At 35.9% G+C, this 21,455-nt stretch carries 21 protein-coding genes; 4 read left to right on the top strand and 17 right to left on the bottom strand.

Translation table 11 applies throughout. The features are described 5' to 3' along the window. Positions 1-52: 52 nt before the first annotated feature. Positions 53-2,443, bottom strand: a complete 2,391-nt coding sequence (locus EKL99_RS09140; RefSeq protein WP_126576809.1) for a penicillin acylase family protein — start codon at positions 2,441-2,443, stop codon at positions 53-55. 174 nt (positions 2,444-2,617) lie between these two features. Here EKL99_RS09140 and EKL99_RS09135 point away from each other — a divergent pair, with 174 nt between their 5' ends. Then, positions 2,618-3,259, top strand: coding sequence for a flavin reductase family protein (locus EKL99_RS09135; protein WP_126516167.1), 642 nt, complete (start codon positions 2,618-2,620; stop codon positions 3,257-3,259). 2 nt (positions 3,260-3,261) lie between these two features. Continuing rightward, on the top strand, positions 3,262-4,794 hold the full coding sequence (locus EKL99_RS09130) for a cryptochrome/photolyase family protein (RefSeq protein WP_126576808.1): 1,533 nt from the start codon (positions 3,262-3,264) through the stop codon (positions 4,792-4,794). A 78-nt stretch (positions 4,795-4,872) separates the two neighbouring features. Here the strand turns inward: EKL99_RS09130 and EKL99_RS09125 are convergent, their stop codons facing one another. Together EKL99_RS09125 and kynU are read right to left on the bottom strand one after the other, a co-directional pair. Next, a complete protein-coding gene (locus tag EKL99_RS09125) occupies positions 4,873-5,280 on the bottom strand; it encodes a glycine zipper family protein (RefSeq protein ID WP_126576807.1) in 408 nt (135 codons plus the stop codon). Between the two features lie 101 nt (positions 5,281-5,381). After that, positions 5,382-6,668: a kynureninase gene (gene kynU, locus EKL99_RS09120; protein ID WP_126457413.1), complete on the bottom strand. Its 1,287-nt coding sequence runs from the start codon at positions 6,666-6,668 to the stop codon at positions 5,382-5,384. Positions 6,669-6,735: 67 nt separating this feature from the next. On the opposite strand from kynU, the gene EKL99_RS09115 reads away from it, so the two are divergent. After that, the gene (locus tag EKL99_RS09115) at positions 6,736-6,948 is read left to right on the top strand and encodes a hypothetical protein (RefSeq protein WP_126457414.1); all 213 of its coding nucleotides are present in this window, start codon (positions 6,736-6,738) and stop codon (positions 6,946-6,948) included. A 523-nt stretch (positions 6,949-7,471) separates the two neighbouring features. Here EKL99_RS09115 and queA read toward each other — a convergent pair. The 14 genes from queA to EKL99_RS09040 all read right to left on the bottom strand — a co-directional run bounded on the left by queA (position 7,472) and on the right by EKL99_RS09040 (position 20,304). Next, positions 7,472-8,521 (bottom strand): tRNA preQ1(34) S-adenosylmethionine ribosyltransferase-isomerase QueA, encoded by a 1,050-nt coding sequence (gene queA / locus EKL99_RS09110; protein ID WP_126453091.1) that lies wholly within the window; start codon positions 8,519-8,521, stop codon positions 7,472-7,474. Positions 8,522-8,720: 199 nt separating this feature from the next. Beyond that, positions 8,721-9,938, bottom strand: a complete 1,218-nt coding sequence (gene aroA / locus EKL99_RS09105) for a 3-phosphoshikimate 1-carboxyvinyltransferase (protein ID WP_126555011.1) — start codon at positions 9,936-9,938, stop codon at positions 8,721-8,723. A gap of 120 nt (positions 9,939-10,058) precedes the next feature. Next, positions 10,059-10,385 carry a nucleotide pyrophosphohydrolase gene (locus tag EKL99_RS09100; protein WP_126453086.1) on the bottom strand — a complete coding sequence of 109 codons (327 nt, stop codon included), beginning with the start codon at positions 10,383-10,385 and terminating at the stop codon, positions 10,059-10,061. Continuing rightward, positions 10,382-11,371, bottom strand: coding sequence for a virulence RhuM family protein (locus tag EKL99_RS09095; RefSeq protein WP_126555009.1), 990 nt, complete (start codon positions 11,369-11,371; stop codon positions 10,382-10,384). Before EKL99_RS09095 ends, EKL99_RS09100 begins: the two co-directional genes overlap by 4 nt. A gap of 2 nt (positions 11,372-11,373) precedes the next feature. Beyond that, on the bottom strand, positions 11,374-11,544 hold the full coding sequence (locus EKL99_RS09090; protein ID WP_231507415.1) for a type ISP restriction/modification enzyme: 171 nt from the start codon (positions 11,542-11,544) through the stop codon (positions 11,374-11,376). 223 nt (positions 11,545-11,767) lie between these two features. After that, positions 11,768-12,202: a hypothetical protein gene (locus EKL99_RS09080; RefSeq protein WP_126568699.1), complete on the bottom strand. Its 435-nt coding sequence runs from the start codon at positions 12,200-12,202 to the stop codon at positions 11,768-11,770. A gap of 1 nt (position 12,203) precedes the next feature. Then, entirely contained in the window at positions 12,204-12,797 is a 594-nt protein-coding gene (locus tag EKL99_RS09075; protein WP_126568700.1) for a Panacea domain-containing protein, read from the bottom strand. A gap of 125 nt (positions 12,798-12,922) precedes the next feature. Further along, positions 12,923-13,375, bottom strand: a complete 453-nt coding sequence (gene dtd, locus EKL99_RS09070; RefSeq protein WP_126555007.1) for a D-aminoacyl-tRNA deacylase — start codon at positions 13,373-13,375, stop codon at positions 12,923-12,925. 45 nt (positions 13,376-13,420) lie between these two features. After that, a complete protein-coding gene (rsgA, locus tag EKL99_RS09065) occupies positions 13,421-14,398 on the bottom strand; it encodes a ribosome small subunit-dependent GTPase A (RefSeq protein WP_126576806.1) in 978 nt (325 codons plus the stop codon). A 201-nt stretch (positions 14,399-14,599) separates the two neighbouring features. Further along, positions 14,600-15,682, bottom strand: coding sequence for a bifunctional 3-deoxy-7-phosphoheptulonate synthase/chorismate mutase type II (locus EKL99_RS09060; RefSeq protein ID WP_126457419.1), 1,083 nt, complete (start codon positions 15,680-15,682; stop codon positions 14,600-14,602). A gap of 85 nt (positions 15,683-15,767) precedes the next feature. Continuing rightward, complete coding sequence (locus EKL99_RS09055) at positions 15,768-16,625, bottom strand: prephenate dehydrogenase (RefSeq protein ID WP_126562872.1); 858 nt, start codon at positions 16,623-16,625, stop codon at positions 15,768-15,770. Between the two features lie 3 nt (positions 16,626-16,628). Continuing rightward, complete coding sequence (locus EKL99_RS09050; RefSeq protein WP_126457421.1) at positions 16,629-17,774, bottom strand: pyridoxal phosphate-dependent aminotransferase; 1,146 nt, start codon at positions 17,772-17,774, stop codon at positions 16,629-16,631. Positions 17,775-17,849: 75 nt separating this feature from the next. After that, entirely contained in the window at positions 17,850-18,677 is an 828-nt protein-coding gene (locus EKL99_RS09045) for a prephenate dehydratase (protein WP_126576805.1), read from the bottom strand. Positions 18,678-19,050: 373 nt separating this feature from the next. Continuing rightward, positions 19,051-20,304, bottom strand: a complete 1,254-nt coding sequence (locus EKL99_RS09040) for a dicarboxylate/amino acid:cation symporter (protein ID WP_126516157.1) — start codon at positions 20,302-20,304, stop codon at positions 19,051-19,053. 145 nt (positions 20,305-20,449) lie between these two features. Between EKL99_RS09040 and gldA the strand changes: the two genes are divergently transcribed. After that, entirely contained in the window at positions 20,450-21,349 is a 900-nt protein-coding gene (gldA, locus tag EKL99_RS09035) for a gliding motility-associated ABC transporter ATP-binding subunit GldA (protein ID WP_126576804.1), read from the top strand. Positions 21,350-21,455 lie beyond the last annotated feature (106 nt).

The raw sequence follows: 21,455 nt of genomic DNA, 5'->3' as shown, positions 1-21,455 counted from the left end.
AAAAAGTTAGGCAAAATTACTGATTTAATGTTTTAATAACTTTAAAAAACAATCATTTTTTATAGGGAATAAACACCAATTTTGTAGAAGTCCTAACAATCTCCTTTTCGTTCAGTTTCATTCTTCTGAATTTTCCTGAATTATACAATTCCGCCTGATCGTTATAATGTGCACTGAATGGATTTCCGGATTGTCCCGTTGGCAAAATGGCCCAGCTATTTTCAATGTCTGAGAAATCAATAATTCTTCGTGTTGAAGGCCCGCCTTTTACTTGATACTGACCCGTTTCGGTATAATCAAAAAACAAATTATTAATCACTTCCGTTGAACCTGAAACTTCAAATGGACCAACATTAAATATAGTTCTTAAAGCTGCAATTTTACCCAACGGATGCTGATGTTCCAGAGTATGTACTTTGTTCCAGGTCCAAGCTGATACGGAATTTCCCAATTGTTTTTCTAAAGCAGCAATCGATTCCTTGAACGATAGCGACACGATTTCTCGCCTTGTTTCCGAATGGTTTTTTGTATTGATATTATCCCACCACAGTGAGTTTTTGTTTTCAAGTTGTCTGGCGATCATTTGCTTCATGATATGCGTGCCTAAAAACTGCTTGAAATTAGCAGCTCCCAGTTCGTCCTCAAAAGTATTTTTTAAATAATTAAAAATCCATTTATTATAGATTGTGGGTGCTACATCATCCAGATTATTAGAACCTTTCCATTTTTTCAAAACAGCAAAGGCTTCTTTTTCATTATTTGAAAGCGTAGTGTAATCCAGATTCGAAATTAAACGTGCTACAACGTCAGGCGCAACTGGTGATGTATTATCAAAAATCATGCTGCCCACAGTTGCCTTATTCCATTTTGTTTTTTTATTCAATAATTGCGTGATTCGTTTGGCTCTGTCTTCAGGAAGGTAATAGCCCGGATACAAAAATCCGTCTATTGCCTCTGGTTGATTATTGGCTGAATACACGTAATTCCATTTTGGATTCACCGCTGAAGGATTTTTGGAGAAATCCAAATATTCCTTGATATCGTCTTTCCCGCTCGCCCCATCCAAAATAAAATTCGGATTCACGCCTTCATTATGCTTGTATAATTTTCCTGTTGCCCACCATGCAATATTTCCTTTGGAGTCACCATACATAACATTCAGTCCCGGTGCGGCTATCAGAGCCACTCCTTTTAGAAAATCTTCCTTGCTTTCAGCGTGCGAAAGCCTATACACTGCGTCCAGAATTCGTATGGGTTGTTGGGTATAAATCCAAGACATTGCCACTGGTTTGTCCTTATCCAGCCCTACAATTAAGTCATTCATGATAGGCCCGTGACGACTCACTTTTACATTCAAAACCACATCAGTAAAATCTTTTATTTTTATAATTTTTCGGCGAATTTCATAATTCCTATACCCCGTTGGTGTTTTGTAAGCGGTCGCATTTCCAGGACTATTTTCTTCTTGGTACAAATCAATATCATCATTTTCAAACATGGTTAATCCGTACGCATAGTTACGGTTATGTCCCAATAATGGGAATGGAGTACCTGCTAAATAGCAACCGTACAATTCAAAATCCGGAGTTACTAAGTGCGCTTCATACCAAGTTCCGGGTTGCGAAAACCCAATATGTGGATCATTGGCAAAAATCACTTTTCCTTTTTTAGTTTTCTTTGGAGAAAGAACCCAGCTGTTGCTTCCTATAAAGGGTGGGATAGGGGATTGGTCTAAAAGTGAGGCTACTGATTTTGAAATAGCAGCATATTCCTGTGGCTTATGTTTTGCATTTTTTATTTTTGTGGTATTAAATGAACCGTCAATGCCAAAATCCTTGAGATAGTCCATTCCGTACTTGTTCCGAATATCCGTCAACAAAGGATCTGACTTATGGGCCATAGCAAAACTAAAAGACATGTATCCAAAAATATTGTAGACGTCTTTTATGGTAAACTTTTCTTTTTTGACACCAACTAAACTGAATTCTATTGGCGTAGTTCCCTCTGCCATATATTGGTTTATCCCCTCTAGATAGTCCATTGTCAATAGATAACTGGAACTTTTCTTATCTAAAGTTGCGATTGCTTTTGCGGAAGCTTCTTCGATTCCTAATCCGGCAAAAAACAGATCACTTTTCAATGCAACTGGTCCAAAAATTTCTGACAATCGTCCCGGAGCAATACGCCGCATCAATTCCATTTGCCACAATCGTTCTTGCGCATGTACGTAACCCAACACAACCATAGCGTCCCTTGAACTTGCCGCATAAATATGAGGCACTCCAAATTCATCAAAATAAACTGTGGTTTCCTTTCCAATATTTTTAAGTTTTAGTTCCCCTTCATAGGTTGGCTTTAAATAAAACCCATAAATCAACACAACTATTGCTGAAAGAAACAATAAAGAAAGTAAAACCAGAAGGACCTTTTTAAGTGTTTGCATCTTTACATAAATTGGCAACAAATATATAAGATTTATAAGTCAATTAGAACAATTTACTTATAATGTGTTTGTTCAAAACTAATTCAAAATAAATAATTGAGCCCTATTTGTTATTTTGTTTGATTTATTTACATTTTAATTAAACAAAAAGTATATTTGTTCAAAAGTAAAAAGATGAAACATATTTCTAAAGAAGCTATTTCCAAAATGGAAAAAATTGAAAGACTGAATTTAATCAATTCGTGCACGGGTTATAAATCAGCGAATCTTCTTGCTACAAAATCATTGGACGGAAACACTAACGTAGCAATTTTTAGCAGTATCACACATTTAGGTAGTAATCCTGCCATAATTGGATTCATTATGCGACCCACAACCGTTCCCAGAGACACCTACAAAAATATAAAAGAGACTGGTTATTTTACGGTAAATCACATCACTGCTGACATGATTGCCGATGCGCATCATACCTCCGCAAATTATGATTTAGGCGTTTCTGAATTTGATAAAACAAGCCTAGAAGAAGAATACAAGACCAATATTGAAACTCCTTTTGTAAAAGGAAGCCCTGTGCAGTTGCATTGTAAATATCTAAATGAATATTACATCCAGGAAAACAATACAATTCATGTAATTGCAGCTATCGAAAATTTATTTTTTGAGGAGAAATTAATACATAAAGATGGGTGGTTACAAATTGATAAAGGCAATGTTGTGGCGCTAAACGGCCTTGATGGCTATTGTTTACCCAAACTTATCGACCGTTTTGAATATGCCCGAAAAGAAGTTTCTACTGTTTCCTTTTACAAAAAATAAAAATGAAAAAACTACGATTAATCCTTGGAGATCAACTCAATTTAAAACACTCCTGGTTGGTGGAGAAAGATCATAACACTATTTATGTGCTGGCCGAAATGCGTCAGGAAACAGCGTATGTAAAACATCACATTCAAAAAGTGGTGGCCTTTTTTATGGCGATGAGAAATTTTTACACAGCCCTACAATCACAGGAACATCAAGCCTTATATTTTCAAATTAATGATGGCGATAATCCTCAGGATCTAGAAAAAATTATTGCTTTCTGTATCGAAAAATATAAAATCGAAAAATTTGAATATCAATTCCCTGATGAATACCGATTGGACCAACAACTAAAAACAATTTGTTCCAATCTAAAAATAGAATCAGAAGCTTTTGACTCCGAGCATTTTTACACTACGCGTCATGACCTTTCCGATTTTTTTGAGGGTAAAAAGCTGTTGCTGATGGAAAATTTTTATCGCAGCATGCGTAAAAAACATCATTTGTTAATGAATGGGTCAACTCCTGTGGGAAATCAATGGAATTTTGATGCCGATAATCGCAAAAAATACAAAGGAGAAGTTCCTGTGCCTTCTGAAAAGAATTTTCACACCAATGTTTCTAAAGTTGTTGCCCAAATTAAAGAAGCTGGGATCATCACTTTTGGAAACATCGATTTAGATAATTTCAGTTGGCCTACTTCGCGCGAGCAATCGTTCGAGGTTTTAGATTATTTCTGTAAAAATCTGTTAAAACATTTCGGTGATTACGAAGATGCAATGCATACCGATGAAAAATTCCTTTTCCATTCTCGTTTGTCTTTTGCCATGAATAGCAAAATGCTTTCTCCAAAGGAAGTCCTCGAGACCGTGATTGCTTTTTATCATGACAATGAAATAGAAATAACTATCTCACAAGTAGAAGGTTTTGTGCGTCAAATTTTAGGCTGGCGCGAATATATAAGAGGAATATACTGGAAAGAAATGCCTGATTATGCTAAGATGAATGTCTTGCAAAACAAAAACAAGCTTCCTGATTTTTTCTGGACAGGTAAAACCAAAATGAATTGCATGAGCCACGCGATTAATCAAAGTTTAGATGAAGCCTACGCGCACCACATCCAGAGACTTATGATTATTGGGAATTTTACACTATTGACACAAATTCATCCTGACGAAGTAGACGCTTGGTATCTGGGCGTGTATATTGATGCGATTGAATGGGTTGAAATGCCCAACACACGCGGGATGTCACAATATGCCGATGGCGGAATAATTGCCACAAAACCCTATGTTTCCTCTGGAAGTTACATCAACAAAATGAGTAATAATTGCTCTAAATGCCACTACAATGTCAAAGAGAAATTTGGCGACAAAGCCTGTCCCTTCAATACGCTGTATTGGAATTTCCTAGATGAGAAAAAAGAGTATTTCAAAGGGAACCAGCGCATGGCAATGATGATGAATTTATTGAACAAAATGAATCCGGAAGAAATGTATAAAATCAAAGTTAAGGCGAACGAAATTATCACTAATATGGATTCCTATTAAACTAGATAGCGCTAAATAAAAAGGGGTGTTTAAATTCTTTTTGAACTTAAACACTCCAAGCTATATTGAAAAATCTATTTACTGTTTTTTACTATCTAAAATAGCGCCTGTACCTGCCCCTACTCCCGCACCAGCTAAACCACCTATTATAGCACCTTGTCCTTTTTTCTTACTGATGATTGCCCCTGTGGCAGCACCAACGCCGGCACCAATTACGGCTCCTTTAGCAGCACCACTCCAACCTTTATTTTTTGTAGTAGTCCCCGCTGCTTGTTGATCCACAACAACTACTTCTTTTTGAGTTTCTACTTTAGCTTCATGGATTTTAACCATTTCTACCTGCATGGAGTCGATCACTCTTTGTTTTTCGATTTCAACTTTCATGGAGTCTACAGTAGCCTGTTTGGCTTTTTGAATGTCCATTTTTCCTTGATTTTGACAAGAAACAATACCTGCAGCTATTAGTATAAAATATAATGCTTTCATAATTTTAATTTTCATAATTAGTACGAATACAAAGAAAGGCTTAACCCTGTTAATTAAGTTTATAAAATTAAAACTATTTTTTGTGTTATTTAATGCCCGTTTTAAGACTGAATTCCTGCTTTCAAAATTTGCCCAAATTGATATATATCCTCAAAAGAAGTATACAGAGGCACTGGCGCTAAGCGGATAACATTAGGTTCACGCCAATCCGTGATTACTCCATTTTGCATTAAATAATCAAACAAACTGCGGCCTTCCCCATGAAGCAATACGGACAATTGTGACGCTCTTTCTGTGGGATTTGACGGTGTTATAATTTCGAAACTACTATCCACTTCTTTGTCTATTTCATGCAGAATGAATTCTAAATAAGAAGTGATCGCATCTCTTTTTTGGATCAAAGCATCCATCCCAATTTCATCAAACATGTCTACAGATGCTAAATAAGGCGCCAGAGAAAGTATTGGAAGATTACTAATTTGCCAGCCATCAGCGCCTTGAATAGGATCAAAGGTTTGTTCCATCTTGAAACGACGTTCTTTATTATGTCCCCACCATCCGGCAAATCTGGGTAACGCTGCATTGTTGTGGTGCTTTTTATGAATAAAACATCCAGAAGCATTTCCTGGCCCTGAATTCATGTATTTATAACTGCACCAAGCGGCAAAATCCGCATTCCAATCGTGCAATTCCAGCTTAATATTTCCTGCGGCGTGCGCTAAATCCCAGCCTACGTAGGCTCCCACTTTATGACCTGCAGCGGTAATAGTTTTCATATCAAATACCTGTCCTGTGTAATAATTGACTCCCCCAATTAAGACCAAAGCTAACTCATCACCTACTTCCTCAATTTTTGCCAACACATCTTCTAAGCGAATGTTGTGTTCGCCATCGCGACGCTTAATCTCAACAATTGCATCCTCGAGTTGTATCCCCAGGTTTTGGGAGTGAAAATCGACCTGACTTTGAAACATATATTGATCCGAAGGAAATGCTTTTTCTTCGCAAATAATTTTATATCTGGTTTGTGTAGGTTGGTAAAAGGAAACCATCAGTAAATGAAGATTTACCGTTAATGTATTCATCACGGTAACTTCGCTTGGTAAAGCACCAACAATTTTACTCAACGGATCTGCGAATCGTTCGTGGTAATCCCACCATGGTTTTTCACTGTAAAAATGTCCTTCAACAGCTAGATTTGCCCAATCATTCATGACTTCATCTACATACGCTTTGGTGCGTTTCGGCTGCAATCCTAAAGAATTTCCAGTAAAATAAATTACTTTTTTTCCTTGTACCTTCGGGAAAATAAATTCGTCTTGGTATTTGTGTAAAGGATCTTGTAAATCGAGGTGTTTTGCAAATTCAAGGGTGTTTTCGAAAATCATGATTTGTATTTTGTTTTGTAAAAGTAGTGAAAAAGCACCACTTTGAAAAAGGCCAACGTCGCATTGGATGAGGACAGAGAGAAAAGAAAAAAACTATTTATCCGGCAAAAGAGTTATTGCCTATGAAATGATATTCTCTGCGGGAAATTTCAATAAAGATTTTGAAACTACTTATAACAAAAACGGAACTACGAGACAGCAAATTTTTACTGGATTCACGTTAACTCAAAGTGTGAGTATCCAATCTAAGGAAGTAAACAAAATTGAAAAATTATCGTGACAATCCCGTGAATTGATTAATTCTGACGTGGAATATTAGTACATCAAACTGGCCGAACTAAAAATAAATGATTGCTCAGGCAACTAAAGATGCAAGTATACGAGCCACGAGTATTGCTGAGAATGCAGACTCTGACTTACGAAATCTAAAAAAAAGCAGGTATCGGTGTTTTCAAATTACAATTTAAGGCTTCAGAATATATATTAAGTCGAGCGCAGTCAAAACTCAACGCGGTATCTCGACTGCGCTCGACTTGACAAAAAAATAGCTGTAACAAATTTATTCAGACACAAAATTGAGATGCCGTTTTAAATTTCTTTTTACACAAAAAGTCCTCACATATTCCAAACGTTTTGTGTGAGGGATGGAAGCGGCATCCTTTATTTTCTTTCTTTAAGAAAATAAAGATACAGCGTACAGCGCGACCCTTGGGGCACACTCTTATAAAACTGTGCTCGGAATAAACCAAAAAATCTCGCCATTGCTGACGAGATCTTGTTATTTAGACTGAAATGAATTCAGATTAGATGATCATCATTGCATCACCGTAAGAATAGAATTTGTATTCTTTTTCGATTGCTTCTGCGTATGCTTTTTTCATTAAATCGTGGCCACAAAAAGCGGAAACCATCATTAATAAAGTTGATTTTGGCGTGTGAAAATTAGTAATCATACAGGTGGGAATCGTAAATTCATGAGGTGGAAACACAAATTTATTTGTCCATCCGTCAAAAGGATTCAGTGTATTATGTGACGAAACTGAACTTTCTACGGCACGCATAGATGTTGTTCCTACGGTACAGATTCTTTTTTTATGAACTTTTGCGTTATTTACAATATCACATGCTTCTTGAGTGATTTTTAATTCCTCGGAATCCATTTTGTGTTTTGATAAATCCTCAACCTCAACCGGATTAAAAGTTCCCAAACCTACGTGAAGGGTTACTTCGGCAAATTTGATTCCTTTGATTTCCAGTTTTTTCATTAAATGTTTAGAGAAATGCAATCCTGCAGTTGGCGCTGCAACAGATCCTTCTTCTTTGGCATAAATAGTTTGGTAACGTTCCGCATCTTCCGGAGTTACGTCTCTAGAAATGTATTTTGGGATTGGAGTTTCTCCAAGTTCCGTTAATTTATTTCTGAATTCTTCATAAGAACCGTCGTAAAGAAAACGCAATGTTCTTCCACGAGACGTAGTATTATCTATCACCTCAGCGACTAATGAATCATCATCTCCAAAATACAATTTGTTACCAATTCTGATTTTTCGGGCCGGATCTACTAAAACGTCCCAAAGTCTTTGCTCTGCATTTAATTCTCTAAGTAAAAAAACTTCGATTCTTGCGCCTGTTTTTTCCTTGTTACCATACAAACGTGCCGGAAAAACTTTAGTATTATTGAGAATTAAAACATCGCCTTCGTCAAAATAATCAATAACATCTTTGAACATTTTATGCTCTATAGTCCCTTTCTTACGATCTATAACCATTAGACGTGCTTCGTCTCTGTTTTCAGCTGGATATTCAGCAAGAAGTTCTTTTGGCAAATCGAATTGAAAATGTGATAGTTTCATCTTAAAAAGTTATAAGTTATGAATTATGAGTTATGTCCTTCGTCTGCGCTCAGGATGACAATCTTAATTCGAGTGTGCAAATATACGATTGTGAGATAGGCGTTGTCAAGTGTTTTGCAATTTATTTTTCCTCACACCAGCCCTCTCCAAAGGAGAGGGAAAAGGGAAACATCTTTTCGCCCAATGAATTGAGGGTTTTTTACGAAATTTCGAAACCTAAACTTTTTAAATCTTCCCAAAAATCCGGATATGATTTTGAAACGACTTCGGCATTTTCGATGATTATGGGTACTTTCAACGCTAATGGTGCAAATGCCATTGCCATTCTGTGGTCGTTGTAGGTTGCAATTTTAATGTTGTGATTGATTTCACTTGAAGCCAAAAGCGTCAAGCTATCATTGGTAACGGATATGCTCGCTCCGAGTTTTGTTAGCTCAATTCGTAGTGCTTCCAGTCGGTCTGTTTCTTTAATTTTCAAGGTATGTAAGCCTGTTAGATGGCAACCAATTCCTAATCCAAGGCAGGTAACTACGATCGTTTGGGCAATATCCGGCGTATTATTTAGTTCAAGATTTAGAGTTTGAGGAATAAAATTCCCTTGTTTGGTAAGCGTCATTTTATTTCCTTCAAAATGCGTTTCAACTCCCATTAGCTTATAGATTTCTACCAAAGCCGAATCGCCTTGTAAACTGGTTTCTGTATAACTGGTCAATGAAACAGTAGCATTTTCAGCCAAAGCAACCAAACTAAAAAAGTAGGAAGCCGAACTCCAATCGGATTCAACAGTCATTACTTTTGATGCTACTGCTTGTTTTGGATAAATAGTAATTACATTCCCTTCAAAACTGGTTTTAATGTCCAAATCATTCAACAAAGCCAGGGTCATTTTGATATAAGGAACTGAAGTGATTTCACCAACCAAAGTGATTTCAATACCGTTTTCCAGTTTTGGCGCCACTAATAATAAGGCCGATATGTATTGACTGCTCACATTGGCAGGAATGTTCACTTTAGAAGCTGTTATTTTTTGTCCTTTGATACGAATGGGCGGATATCCTGGTTCTTTCTCGTACGTTATTTTCGCACCTAATTGTTCCAAGGCTTCCACCAAAACTTTTATAGGGCGCTCCGTCATTCTTTGAGAACCAGTCAAAACTACTTCGCGGCTTTCGTTCACAGCAAAATAAGCGGTCAGGAAACGCATGGCTGTTCCTGCATGATGAATATCAACTATTTCCTCGTTTCCTAGCAATGCTTTTTGCATGACTTCACTATCATCAGAGTTCGAAGTATTGGCCAAAGTAATGTTTGGGAATAAGGCCTGTAACAATAACAAGCGGTTTGTTTCGCTTTTTGAGCCAGTAACTGCAATTTGAGCTTGTAAATTGGATTGGGAAGTTTGTAACAGTAAATTCATTTTTGTAATTATGGGTTGTGAGTTATGAGATATGAATTATACTTTCATTTTTAACTCAAATAATTTTTGAGTCGCAATTTACCACTCCGCATTTATAATTCATAATTTATACTTCACAAATTATTTGAGTTTTTCATTGTTTTTGTGACGGTCTTTGTCTCGAATGGATTTTAGATCCATTTTTTTATCAAAAGCGGCTTGTAAATCAATTCCGGTTTGGTTGGCTAAACACAATACCACAAAAACTACATCGGCTAATTCCTCGCCAAGGTCTTTGTCTTTATCGCTTTCTTTTTCGGATTGTTCGCCGTAACGACGGGCGATGATTCGGGCCACTTCCCCTACTTCTTCGGTAAGCTGCGCCATATTGGTCAATTCGTTAAAGTAGCGAACTCCGTGTTCTTTGATCCAAGTGTCAACGTCTAGTTGGGAATTTTTTAGGTTCATGGGTTTAGTTTTTTTATTTCTTTATCAAAATCAGAAATTATTTTTTGTGTTTTATTAAATACTTCATAAGCAGCGATTGCTTTTTTATCAGCTTGTATTTTAGAAATTTTCCCTTTACCATCCAAAACCTTATAATCATTAAAGTTTAGAAATTTATTCACACTTGTTGCCAATTGACTCATCGTAAAAGTATTCTCCCGCTCTATCAATCCTTCTATGTAATCAAAGTAACCCGTTACGGTGCGCTCCAATTGTTTAATTTCTTTTTCTTGTAAATAATTTTTGGCAACTACCACATCCGATTTCAAAACCCTTCCACTTGGACTGTTTTTCCAAGTCGTTAATCCCATATTTTCCTTTTTGGCGTCGGCAGTTTTGGCTATTATTTCGGCAGCAGTATTACCGGTTATAGCAAAATGAAATTTATTTTGAACTGTGGCATAGAAATTTTTTGTGATATCGGCATTGCTGTCATAGTCAATACTGCACTCAGCAAAAATATCCGTTACTTGCTGGTAAATCCTTCTTTCACTTGCGCGAATCGAACGAACTCTTTGCAGTAATTCTTTAAAATAATCCTTTCCAAAAATTGCTTGACCCTGTTTTAAACGATTGTCGTCAAGCACAAACCCTTTTATAATATATTCTTTTAAAGTCTGGGTTGCCCAAATCCTGAATTGTGTAGCTTTGGTAGAGTTTACTCTGTAACCAACAGAAATTATTGCGTCAAGACTGTAATGTTTTACTTTGTAGGTTTTGCCATCTGATGCAGTTGCCGAGAAAACCTCGGTAACTGCATTTTCTTCTAATTCCTTACTTTCAAAAATATTTTTTAAGTGTAATGAAACATTGTCTGCACTGCAGTCAAACAATAACGCCATTGCTTTTTGCGAAAGCCATACCGATTCGTTTTGCAGTAAAACATCAACACGTATTTCTCCGCTTGGTGCGGTGTATAAAATAAATTTTTTTACGTTTTCTTCCATAACTATTCTATTGCTATTGTATCAATTACTTTCATTAATCTATCCGTTTCACTTAGTGCTACAATGATTTTTTGATAATGGGCAATATCGTCAAATTCCAGTTTGCGTTCCTTACGGTCTTTGAGCCATTTTTGAGCGGGTTGATAACCACCAATGTAGAAATTCCAAGCCACTTCAGGAACGTTGTCGAAATATTGGGTTCATTGGTTGCGGCAACATCCGGAACAATACTTTCGATAAGTTGCTTCAAATCGCCACGATAGGTGTGTTCTGTTGCATTACCTCTTTTGTAGGCGGAATTTATATTTTGAATGTATTGTTCTAAAGTCATCTCAGTTGTATTTGAACAAATGTAAAGAATTGGAACCTAAAAAAACACCTTCAGTGAGGTGTTTCTTATAACAATTTCCGGTATTTACTTTTTATGTTTGGAGAGTTTTTTAAACAAGTAAGAACATTTTGATATTCTTGAATAGTTAGCCTTCCTATTAAACCATAATCCTTTGGTTTATAAATATAATCAATCGTTTCAATAGTTTTATCAGTTATCCAATACGCATACACAAAAGTATCAAATGGAAAACCAAAACCACATTCCGTAATTGCAACTTGATTTTCGAAAAAATAACATCCAAAATTTACCACTGGAAGATTTATGCAACCGTGCTTTTTATTTTTAGGAATGGAGGCGTTTTGCACAGAACTTGGTAAAGAAATTATCATTATACCATTTTCATATCTTTTTAAAACTAGAAAATATTTAGGCTTGGCGGGGTCACCGTTTTCAAAATAATATTCTTCAAAGTATAATAAATTCCTTTCTTCAAACATATTACTGCTTTAATGAAGATACAAAATTTAAAAACTCTTTGTGTTCATAGTAAAATTCCAACTTTGAAGGTTCATTCTTAATTAATTCGGTGAAATCAATTTTAAGATTAGTTGTTGGAATTTCTTCATTTAAAAGTAATTCTAAAACTCCGTTTTCTTTAGCAGTATTATACCATAATGAATTTTCACGATGTGTATAAGCTATTAAATCATTGCAATTTGCACCAGAAAACTCGTTGATAATTTCATCAATTAAAAAAATATCTGAATCAGAAAATTCATCATCATTAAAACATGCGTTTTTATCAAAAACAAAACCGTTTTTAATATTTCTCTTTTTTATGAAATTTTTGAGAAGAATTGGTTCTTCAGAAAATTCTACATATAGATTTTGACAAACAGGACCAAATTTCCAAACCTCGAAATCAAGGTTAAAAAAAGGCATACCACGTTCCTCTATGGATTTCTCTTCAATAATGTAAACTAATTTTAATAAACTAGTTTTACCAAGAGACCCCATTTTATCTATCAAATAAATTAAAGCATTGCCTAATTTATCGATCTGATCGTGAGAATATTTATCGTTGATTGTCATAATTAAAATGATTAATTAATGTATTCATTTTCAGAAACATAAATTTTAATCGGGGTGCAAAGATAATGTGATTTATTTTGATAACTAAGTAAATATACAAATAATTCTTTTAACTCTACGGAAACCTACTCTCTATTTTTACTGTCAATTACTATCGTTACAGGACCATCATTCAGCAAAAGTACTTTCATATCTGCACCAAAAACGCCAGTTTGTACTTTTTTACCCAATTCTTTCTCCAGCTGAAGCACAAAATTCTCGTATAATGGAATAGCTATTTCTGGTTTTGAAGCTTTGATATAGGAAGGACGATTGCCTTTTTTAGTAGCGGCGTGCAAAGTAAATTGACTTACCACAATAACATCGCCATCTGTATCCTTGACAGATAGATTCATCACTGCATTTTCATCTCCAAAAATACGAATATTGACTGTTTTTGAAGCTAACCAATTGATATCTTCTTGATTGTCTAAATCTTCAATCCCAACCAAAACCAACAATCCTTTCTGGATATCGGCTACGACTTTAGTATCGATGGTTACGGAGGCTTGGGAAACTCTTTGGAGGACGATTTTCATTCTTTTATATTCTATGTAAAATAGACGCGATAAATCGCGTCTCTACTATTCCCTGGTTTTGTCACTGATTATTCGATCCTCATTATGAATATCCGTACGGTAATTTTCATCGTCACCTTCGAGAATTTTAAGGTAACTTCTATAACGGGACCAAGCGATTTCATCTTTTTCTAAAGCCCCTTTAATAGCGCAATGCGGCTCATCTTTATGCAAGCAATTATTGAATTTACATTGCTCTTTCAACTTAAAAAATTCAGGAAAATAACCACTGATTTCTGCTGCATCCATGTCTACGATTCCAAAACCTTTGATCCCGGGCGTATCGATGATTCTGGCATCAAAAGACAAATCATACATTTCGGCAAAAGTCGTCGTGTGTTGCCCTTGTTTACTTGCTTCAGAAATTGTCTTTGTTTTTAAATGTAAAGAAGACTCCATCGCATTTACCAAAGTCGATTTCCCAACTCCGGAATGTCCAGAGAACATGCTCACTTTCCCAATCATCATTTCTTTCAATTCCTCTATTCCTTTCATTTCAGTCGAAGAAACGCGCAAACATTTATATCCAATTTCCTGATACACATGCTGCATGTACAATTGTTCATACAGCGTGGCATCGTCTAGCGTATCTATTTTATTAAAAACCAGTATAGTTTCAATTCCATACGCTTCGGCAGTAACCAGAAAACGGTCAATAAAGTTAAAAGTCGTTGGCGGATTATTGATGGTTACCAGCAAGAAAACCCTGTCAATATTAGACGCAATAATATGCATCTGATGGGATAAATTCACTGATTTCCGAACGATATAATTCTTTCTGTCATGAATGTTATGAATGGTTCCCGTAACAGTATCGGATGATTCTTCTAGTTCATAATCCACAATATCACCTACAGCAATAGGATTGGTGCTTTTGATTCCTTTAATTCGGAATTTCCCTTTCATACGGCATTCGATAAAATCCCCTTGTTCGGATTTTACGGTGTACCAACTTCCTGTAGATTTGTAAACGAGTCCTGTCATAAAGGATTATTTGATTGAAGATTAACTATTTTAGATTTCTGATTTAAAATCTAAGACTTTGCAAAGATAATTCTTTGTTTTAGGTTTAAAGTTTAAAAGTTTAAAGTTTTTCACTTTGAGCAACTTTACATACAATTAAAAATAGAAAATCCCCACAACTTTTGACAAAAGCTGCAGGGATTTATATTTAAAAAATACGGACTAAGCGTTTAGTACTTTTTCTTGGTGACCAATACTTTCCTGGTGAATCGCTTTGAACATTTTTAGTACAAACTCTTCTGTCAACCCTTTTTTCTCGCCTTCCAAAATCATTTTTCCTAAAATTTCGTTCCAACGATTGTTTTGCAATACAGCAACGTTAGCGTCTTTTTTCACTTGACCAATTTCGTCAGCCACTTTCATTCTTTTGCCTAACAATTCCAATAAATTCGAATCCAGAACATCAATATTCGCTCTCAATTTTGTCATTTTATTAGCAAACTCATCCGTATCACCACTTACTTTTCTCACTTTCAAATCTTTGAAAATTTGCTTCAAAGCATCTGGTGTCACTTGTTGCGCTGCATCACTCCAGGCATTATCCGGATCAGTATGCGTCTCGATAATCATACCGTCGTAATTCAGATCTAATGCTTCTTGAGTCACTTCAAGAATCATCTCACGGTTTCCTGTAATATGGGAGGGATCAATGATCAAAGGCAAATCAGGGAATTTATTTTGCAATTCAATAGCTATCTGCCATTCAGGAATGTTTCTGTATTTCGTTTTTTCATACGTAGAAAAACCTCTGTGAATAACGCCTAAATTCTTAATTCCTGCCGCATGCAAACGTTCCACACCACCCAGCCACAAAGCCATATCTGGATTTACCGGATTCTTGACCAATACAATTTTATCGGTTCCTTTTAATGTATCAGCAATTTCTTGCACCGCAAACGGATTTGCAGTTGTACGGGCTCCAACCCATAATACATCAATATCATGCTCTAAAGCCAATTTACAATGCGCTGCAGTCGCTACTTCGGTTCCCATAAGCAAGCCGGTTTCTGCCTTTGCTTTTTGCAACCATTTAAGTCCTATTGCTCCTACTCCTTCAAATCCTCCCGGACGCGTTCTTGGTTTCCAAATTCCTGCTCTAAAAACACTTACGTCAGAGTCTTTCAATTCATGTGCAATTTTCAATACTTGCTCTTCTGTTTCAGCACTACAAGGTCCTGCGATCACAAATGGATGAGTCAAATTGAATTCATTCAACCAATTTCTCATTTCTTTCTTGTTTTCCATCTTTTCTAATTTTAGTTTTTTTATTTTATTCTGTGTTGTTTACTTTAACTGTAACCTGCTCCTGAAGCTTCTGAAAAAATGCTGGTTACTTTTTTATATTTATTCCGTTTAATATTTCTTTTATTTTATTCACACTTTGCATTTCATGGTAAATCGCATCATAATCTTCCTTCTCTAATAATTCCTTAAACTTTGACAAATTAGAAATATACTCCTCTAATGTTTTCACAACCTGCTTCCTGTTCTGTTTAAAAATTGGTGTCCACATTGCCGGTGAACTCTTGGCCAAACGAACCGTACTTTCAAAACCAGAACCCGCCATATCAAAAATATCCTGCTCGTCTTTCTCTTTGTCAATTACCGTTTTTCCAAGCATAAATGCACTGATATGGGATAAATGCGACACATAAGCAATATGTTTGTCATGTGATTTTGGATCCATATACCGAATCCGCATTCCCATTGCCTTAAACAAATCCAACGCTTTTTCCTGCAATTTAAACGTTGTTTTTTCGACCTCACAAATGATATTCGTTTTCCCTTGAAACAATCCTTTTATCGCTGCCGATGGTCCTGAAAACTCCGTTCCTGCAATAGGATGCGTTGCAATAAAATTCCTTCTCTTAGGATGATTAGCAACCGCTTCACAAATAGGCGTTTTTGTCGAACCTACTTCAAAAACAATCGTATTTTCACCAATAACATCCAGTACTTTTGGTAAAACACTTAATGCAACGTCAACCGGAACAGAAACGATTACAAAATCTGCATCAACTAAATCATCAAATGTCGCACCAGCATCAACAACTCCCAAAGTTATTGCTTCCTGCAAATGATTTTCATCAGTATCGATTCCATAAATTTTGGCTTCCGGATGCAGTGCTTTAATGTCCAATACCATTGAACCGCCTATCAATCCTATTCCTATTACGTGTATATTCATGTATTAAAATCTATCAATTGCTTCCTGTACTTTTTCTTCTTTTACACACAATGCAAATCGGATGTAACCTTCTCCATTAGAACCAAAAATGGTTCCCGGTGTAATAAAAATAGATTTGTCATATAAAATTTCATCTATGAATTTCTCCGCCGATGTGATTCCGTCCGGCAATTTTGCCCAAACAAATAATCCAACTCCTTCTTTATAAACTTTACAGCCTAATTTCTCAGCCAGTTGTTCGGTAAGAATTCTGCGTTTTCTATAAATCGCATTCATCGAATCAAACCAAGTTTTGTCACTTTTTAAAGCTTCAATTGCTCCTTTTTGAATCCCGTAAAACATACCGCTATCCATGTTGCTTTTCACTTTCAAAACGGCATCAATGCAAGCTGCATTTCCCAGAAGCATTCCCACTCTCCAGCCCGCCATGTTAAAAGTCTTACTCAAAGAATTCAATTCTAAAACCACGTCTTTTGCACCTGCTACTTGCAACAAACTCATCGGATTGTCGTTCAAAACAAAACTATACGGATTGTCGTTGACTAATAAAATGTTATGCTTTTTGGCAAAAGTCACTAATTTTTCAAACAATGCCAGACTTCCTCTGGCTCCAGTTGGCATGTGCGGATACCCAATCCACATGATTTTCACTTTCGACAAATCTAGTTTTTCCAAAGCTTCAAAATCCGGCTCCCAGTTATTGTTTTCTTTTAAGTCATAATAAACCGGAACTGCTCCCACTAAATTTGTCACCGAAGTATAGGTTGGATATCCTGGATTTGGGATCAGTACCTGATCGCCTTCATTCAAAAAAGCCAGTGAAATATGCATAATTCCCTCTTTGGAACCCATCAAAGGCAAAATTTCGTTAGCCGGATTCAACGCAACTCCGTAATTGTTTTTGTAAAAATCAGCCATACCTTGCCGCAACTCTGGCAACCCCTGATAACTTTGGTATTGATGTGCATTCTCCTCTTGCATTGCCAGAACCACTGCATCAATTACCGCCTGTGACGGCTGTAAATCCGGACTTCCAATTCCCATATTGATAATGGGTTTCCCTTCAGAAGCCAGTTGCCTTACTTCTCTCAACTTTGAGGAGAAATAGTATTCTTCAATTATTTCGAGACGTTTCGCTATAGTAATCATTCTTCTATTTTAAATTTCTTGTAAATCGATCTTAATCTAATTCCCACTTCGGGGGTTGGGTTGGGGTTAAGGGCTTTATAATTTTGTGTTTTTATATTCGCCTAACACTTTGAAATATTCTGCCATAATGATCAATAGCGACTTTGCTTTCGCATAATCTTCGTATTTTTCAAAAGTGACATCGACAAAAAACGAATATTTCCAAGGCGTTTCTATTTTTGGTAACGATTGTATTTTTGTTAAATTCAATTTGCAATCGCTCATCACATTCAAAACTGCCGCTAAACTTCCCCGTTTGTGATCCAATTCAAATTTGATGGACGCTCTGTTAATTTCGTTTTCCGGAATAAATGAATTTTCCTTTTTGATAATCACAAAACGTGTCATATTATTTTTAATCGTTTGAATCTCCGGAGCCAAAATTTCTAAATCATACATTCTCGACGCCGTAATACTGGCAATTGCAGCAATCCCTTTCAACTGATTTCCCTGAATTCTACGTGCCGTTTCGGCAGTATCTTTATCTTCGACTAATTTTATATTTGGATATTTTTTAAGGAATTCCATACATTGCAAAATGGCCATAGGATGCGAATGTACTTCCAAAATATCTTCTATTTTCTGCCCTTTTAAGGCCATTAAATTTTGATGAATTATTAAATAATGCTCCCCAATAATGTGTAAATTATTCTTGTCAATCAATGCGTAATTCGGAATAATTGGGCCCGCAATAGAATTTTCTATAGCCATAACTGCCTGATCTGATTTACCGGAGAGCAGGTTATCCACTAACTCTTCAAAGGACAAACATTCATCTAAAGCAACCGCCTGATGAAAATATTCTTGCGCCACCTGATGGTGAAAAGAACCCGTTATGCCTTGTATTCCAATTATTTCATTCATTTCACACCTTTTTAAGCAAAAAAAAATCCCGATTTACATCGGGATTGTATATTTATAGTATCAATTTAATTTTATAATCAAATAACCATACAACAATCCCTTTCGACCTTCCAGAAGAAATAATAAGAGTTGCTAAAATAAAATCGGTTATTCAACATGCTGTTGTTTTTTGTATTAATTACTCTGCGAATGTATACATAATTTCCAGCTATCCAAAAAAAAAGGCTGATTTTATTGAACAAAAAAAGAATTCGCTAAAAAACTGGTTATTAATTATGTAATAATTAAAAAAAGGTCTTTAAAACACCAATAAGTCGTTGCTATTTTACTGTTTTTAAAACTATACCATTGAAACCGGCTAAAAAAAGTGGTTTTATACAACTACTTTTTCAGCAAGCCATTTTTTTCCTTCCGAAATTCGGGCAACCATCATCGCCGACACTAAATCACCATTCGCATTTAGCAATGTCGCCATTGGATCTACTAAAGTCCCCACAATCATTGCAGCTGGAAGAGCTTGTTCCATTGGGAAACCATAAACGGTAATCGCCAAAATTTCTCCTATATAACCTCCATTAGGAATTCCACCTTCAACTACCGAAACAATTACTGTAATTCCTAACGCCACTAATAAGGTATTTGGATCCGTTAAATCTTTTCCGAACATGGCGAAAATTACCGCAATTTTCACAATAGATGACATACTAGATCCGTCTTTATGCAAAGGCGCACCCAGTGGAATAACTACATTTCTGATGTGAGCCGGAATATTCATTTTTTCGGCACCTTCCAGATTGGCAGGAATAGTGGCAATGCTGCTGCAAGTTCCCAATGCGGTTAAGGAAGGCGTAATATTATTTTTCCAAAATACTTTAAATCCTAATTTCCCTCCAGCGATAAAAGCATACAAACTAAAAAACACAATAAAGTAGAAAGCACAAACCGCATAATAAAGCCCCAAAGGTTTTGCATAAGCTCCAAATAATTGCGGTCCAAAAATTCCAACCTGATACGCGAAATAAGCCCCCAAACCTATTGGAGCCGTTTTCATGATGATGTGTAACAATTGTTTCATCACTTCATTGCCTGAATTCAAAAACCTGCTGAAATCTTTTCCTTTTTCTCCGGAACGCAGGGCGGCAAACCCTATTAGAAAGGAAAAAATGATTAAGGCCAACATGCTTTTTCGAGAAAGCAGCTCATAAAAATCCCCCGCTGTAAGCAATTGGGTAATTTGTGAACCTGTATTTGTACTTTGTATACTTTCTAACGGTATTTTTGAAATAATGATGTCTTGATGAATGGGAAATAACAGGACACCAACCAGCATCAAAATGGCAGAAATTAATACGGTGCTTAAAAACACTCCCATAACAATTACAAATAATCTTCCCAGTTTCTCTGATTTTTCTAAATTGGCAATCGAAGATGCAATCGTAAAAAACACCAAAGGGATAATGGCGGTAAACAATAAATTCAGAAATATATCGCCCAATGGTTTAATCACTTCTACTTCCTTTCCAAAAACTAAACCCAATATACTTCCTGCCAAAATTCCGCCAAGCAGCAATAAAATACTTTTGTAGTTTTTCAAGAAACTCCCTGATTGTGTGTTTTTCAAATTCATGTTCATATAGTTTATGGTAAATATATAAATCTAAAAGAGAATATCCTCTTGCTCAATAAACTTTGACTAAGGTCTTTTATTTATTGAGTTACAAAAACAATAAATCAATACTTTTTCTGTTTACTTTTGCAACAAATAAAATTCCATGTCAATAGAAGTAAATAACATATCCAAAAGTTACGGTACTCAAAAAGCCTTAGACAACATTACATTTTCTGTCAAAAAAGGAGAAATAGTTGGTTTCTTAGGTCCAAATGGAGCCGGAAAATCAACTTTGATGAAAATATTGACCACTTACATCAATGCTGATGAAGGATCCGCAATAGTAAACGGAAATGATGTAAACACCAACCAAAAGGCAGTACAACTTTCAATTGGTTATTTACCGGAACACAATCCGCTGTATTTGGATTTGTATGTACGCGAATATTTAGCCTTTAACGCTGATGTGTATAAAGTAGCTAAATCCCGTATCGACGAAGTAATTCAACTTACTGGTTTAACTACCGAAAGTCATAAAAAAATAGGCCAATTGTCTAAAGGATATCGGCAACGTGTGGGCCTTGCCAATGCGTTATTGCACAATCCCGATGTTTTGATTTTGGATGAACCAACCACTGGTTTAGATCCAAACCAATTAATCGAAATTCGTAATATGATTAAAAATGTGGGAAAAGACAAAACTGTTTTCCTTTCGACGCACATTATGCAGGAAGTAGAAGCGATTTGTGACCGTGTTATTATCATCAATAATGGAAAAATTGTTGCCGATAAAAAACTGGACAACTTAATTTCTGAAGATAAGGAACAAGTGATTGAAGTAGAATTTGACTATAAAATCGAAGAACAAGCCATTGCTAAAATCGAAAATCTTGTTTCTTATAAAAATACGCACGACATGATTTGGGAGTTGACTTTCAAAGCGGATAAAGACATGCGTCCGGCAGTTTTTGATTTTGCCAATGCCAATGGTTTGAAAACATTGCAACTGAATCAGAAAAATAAAAATTTAGAGGCTGTTTTTAGAGAGATTACGAAAAAATAGTAATCAGTGTTCAGTCGCAGTTTGCAGATGAAAAATACTAGCCATTCATAATACTTATACCGTTTGATTTGTCATTCCGACGAAGGAGGAATCCCATGCGGTGAAA

The sequence above is a fragment of the Flavobacterium sp. ZB4P23 genome, from assembly GCF_003970375.1.
Classification (GTDB): domain Bacteria; phylum Bacteroidota; class Bacteroidia; order Flavobacteriales; family Flavobacteriaceae; genus Flavobacterium.
The sequence above is the reverse complement of the archived record's forward strand: the minus strand, read 5'-3'. Positions and strand labels throughout refer to the sequence as shown.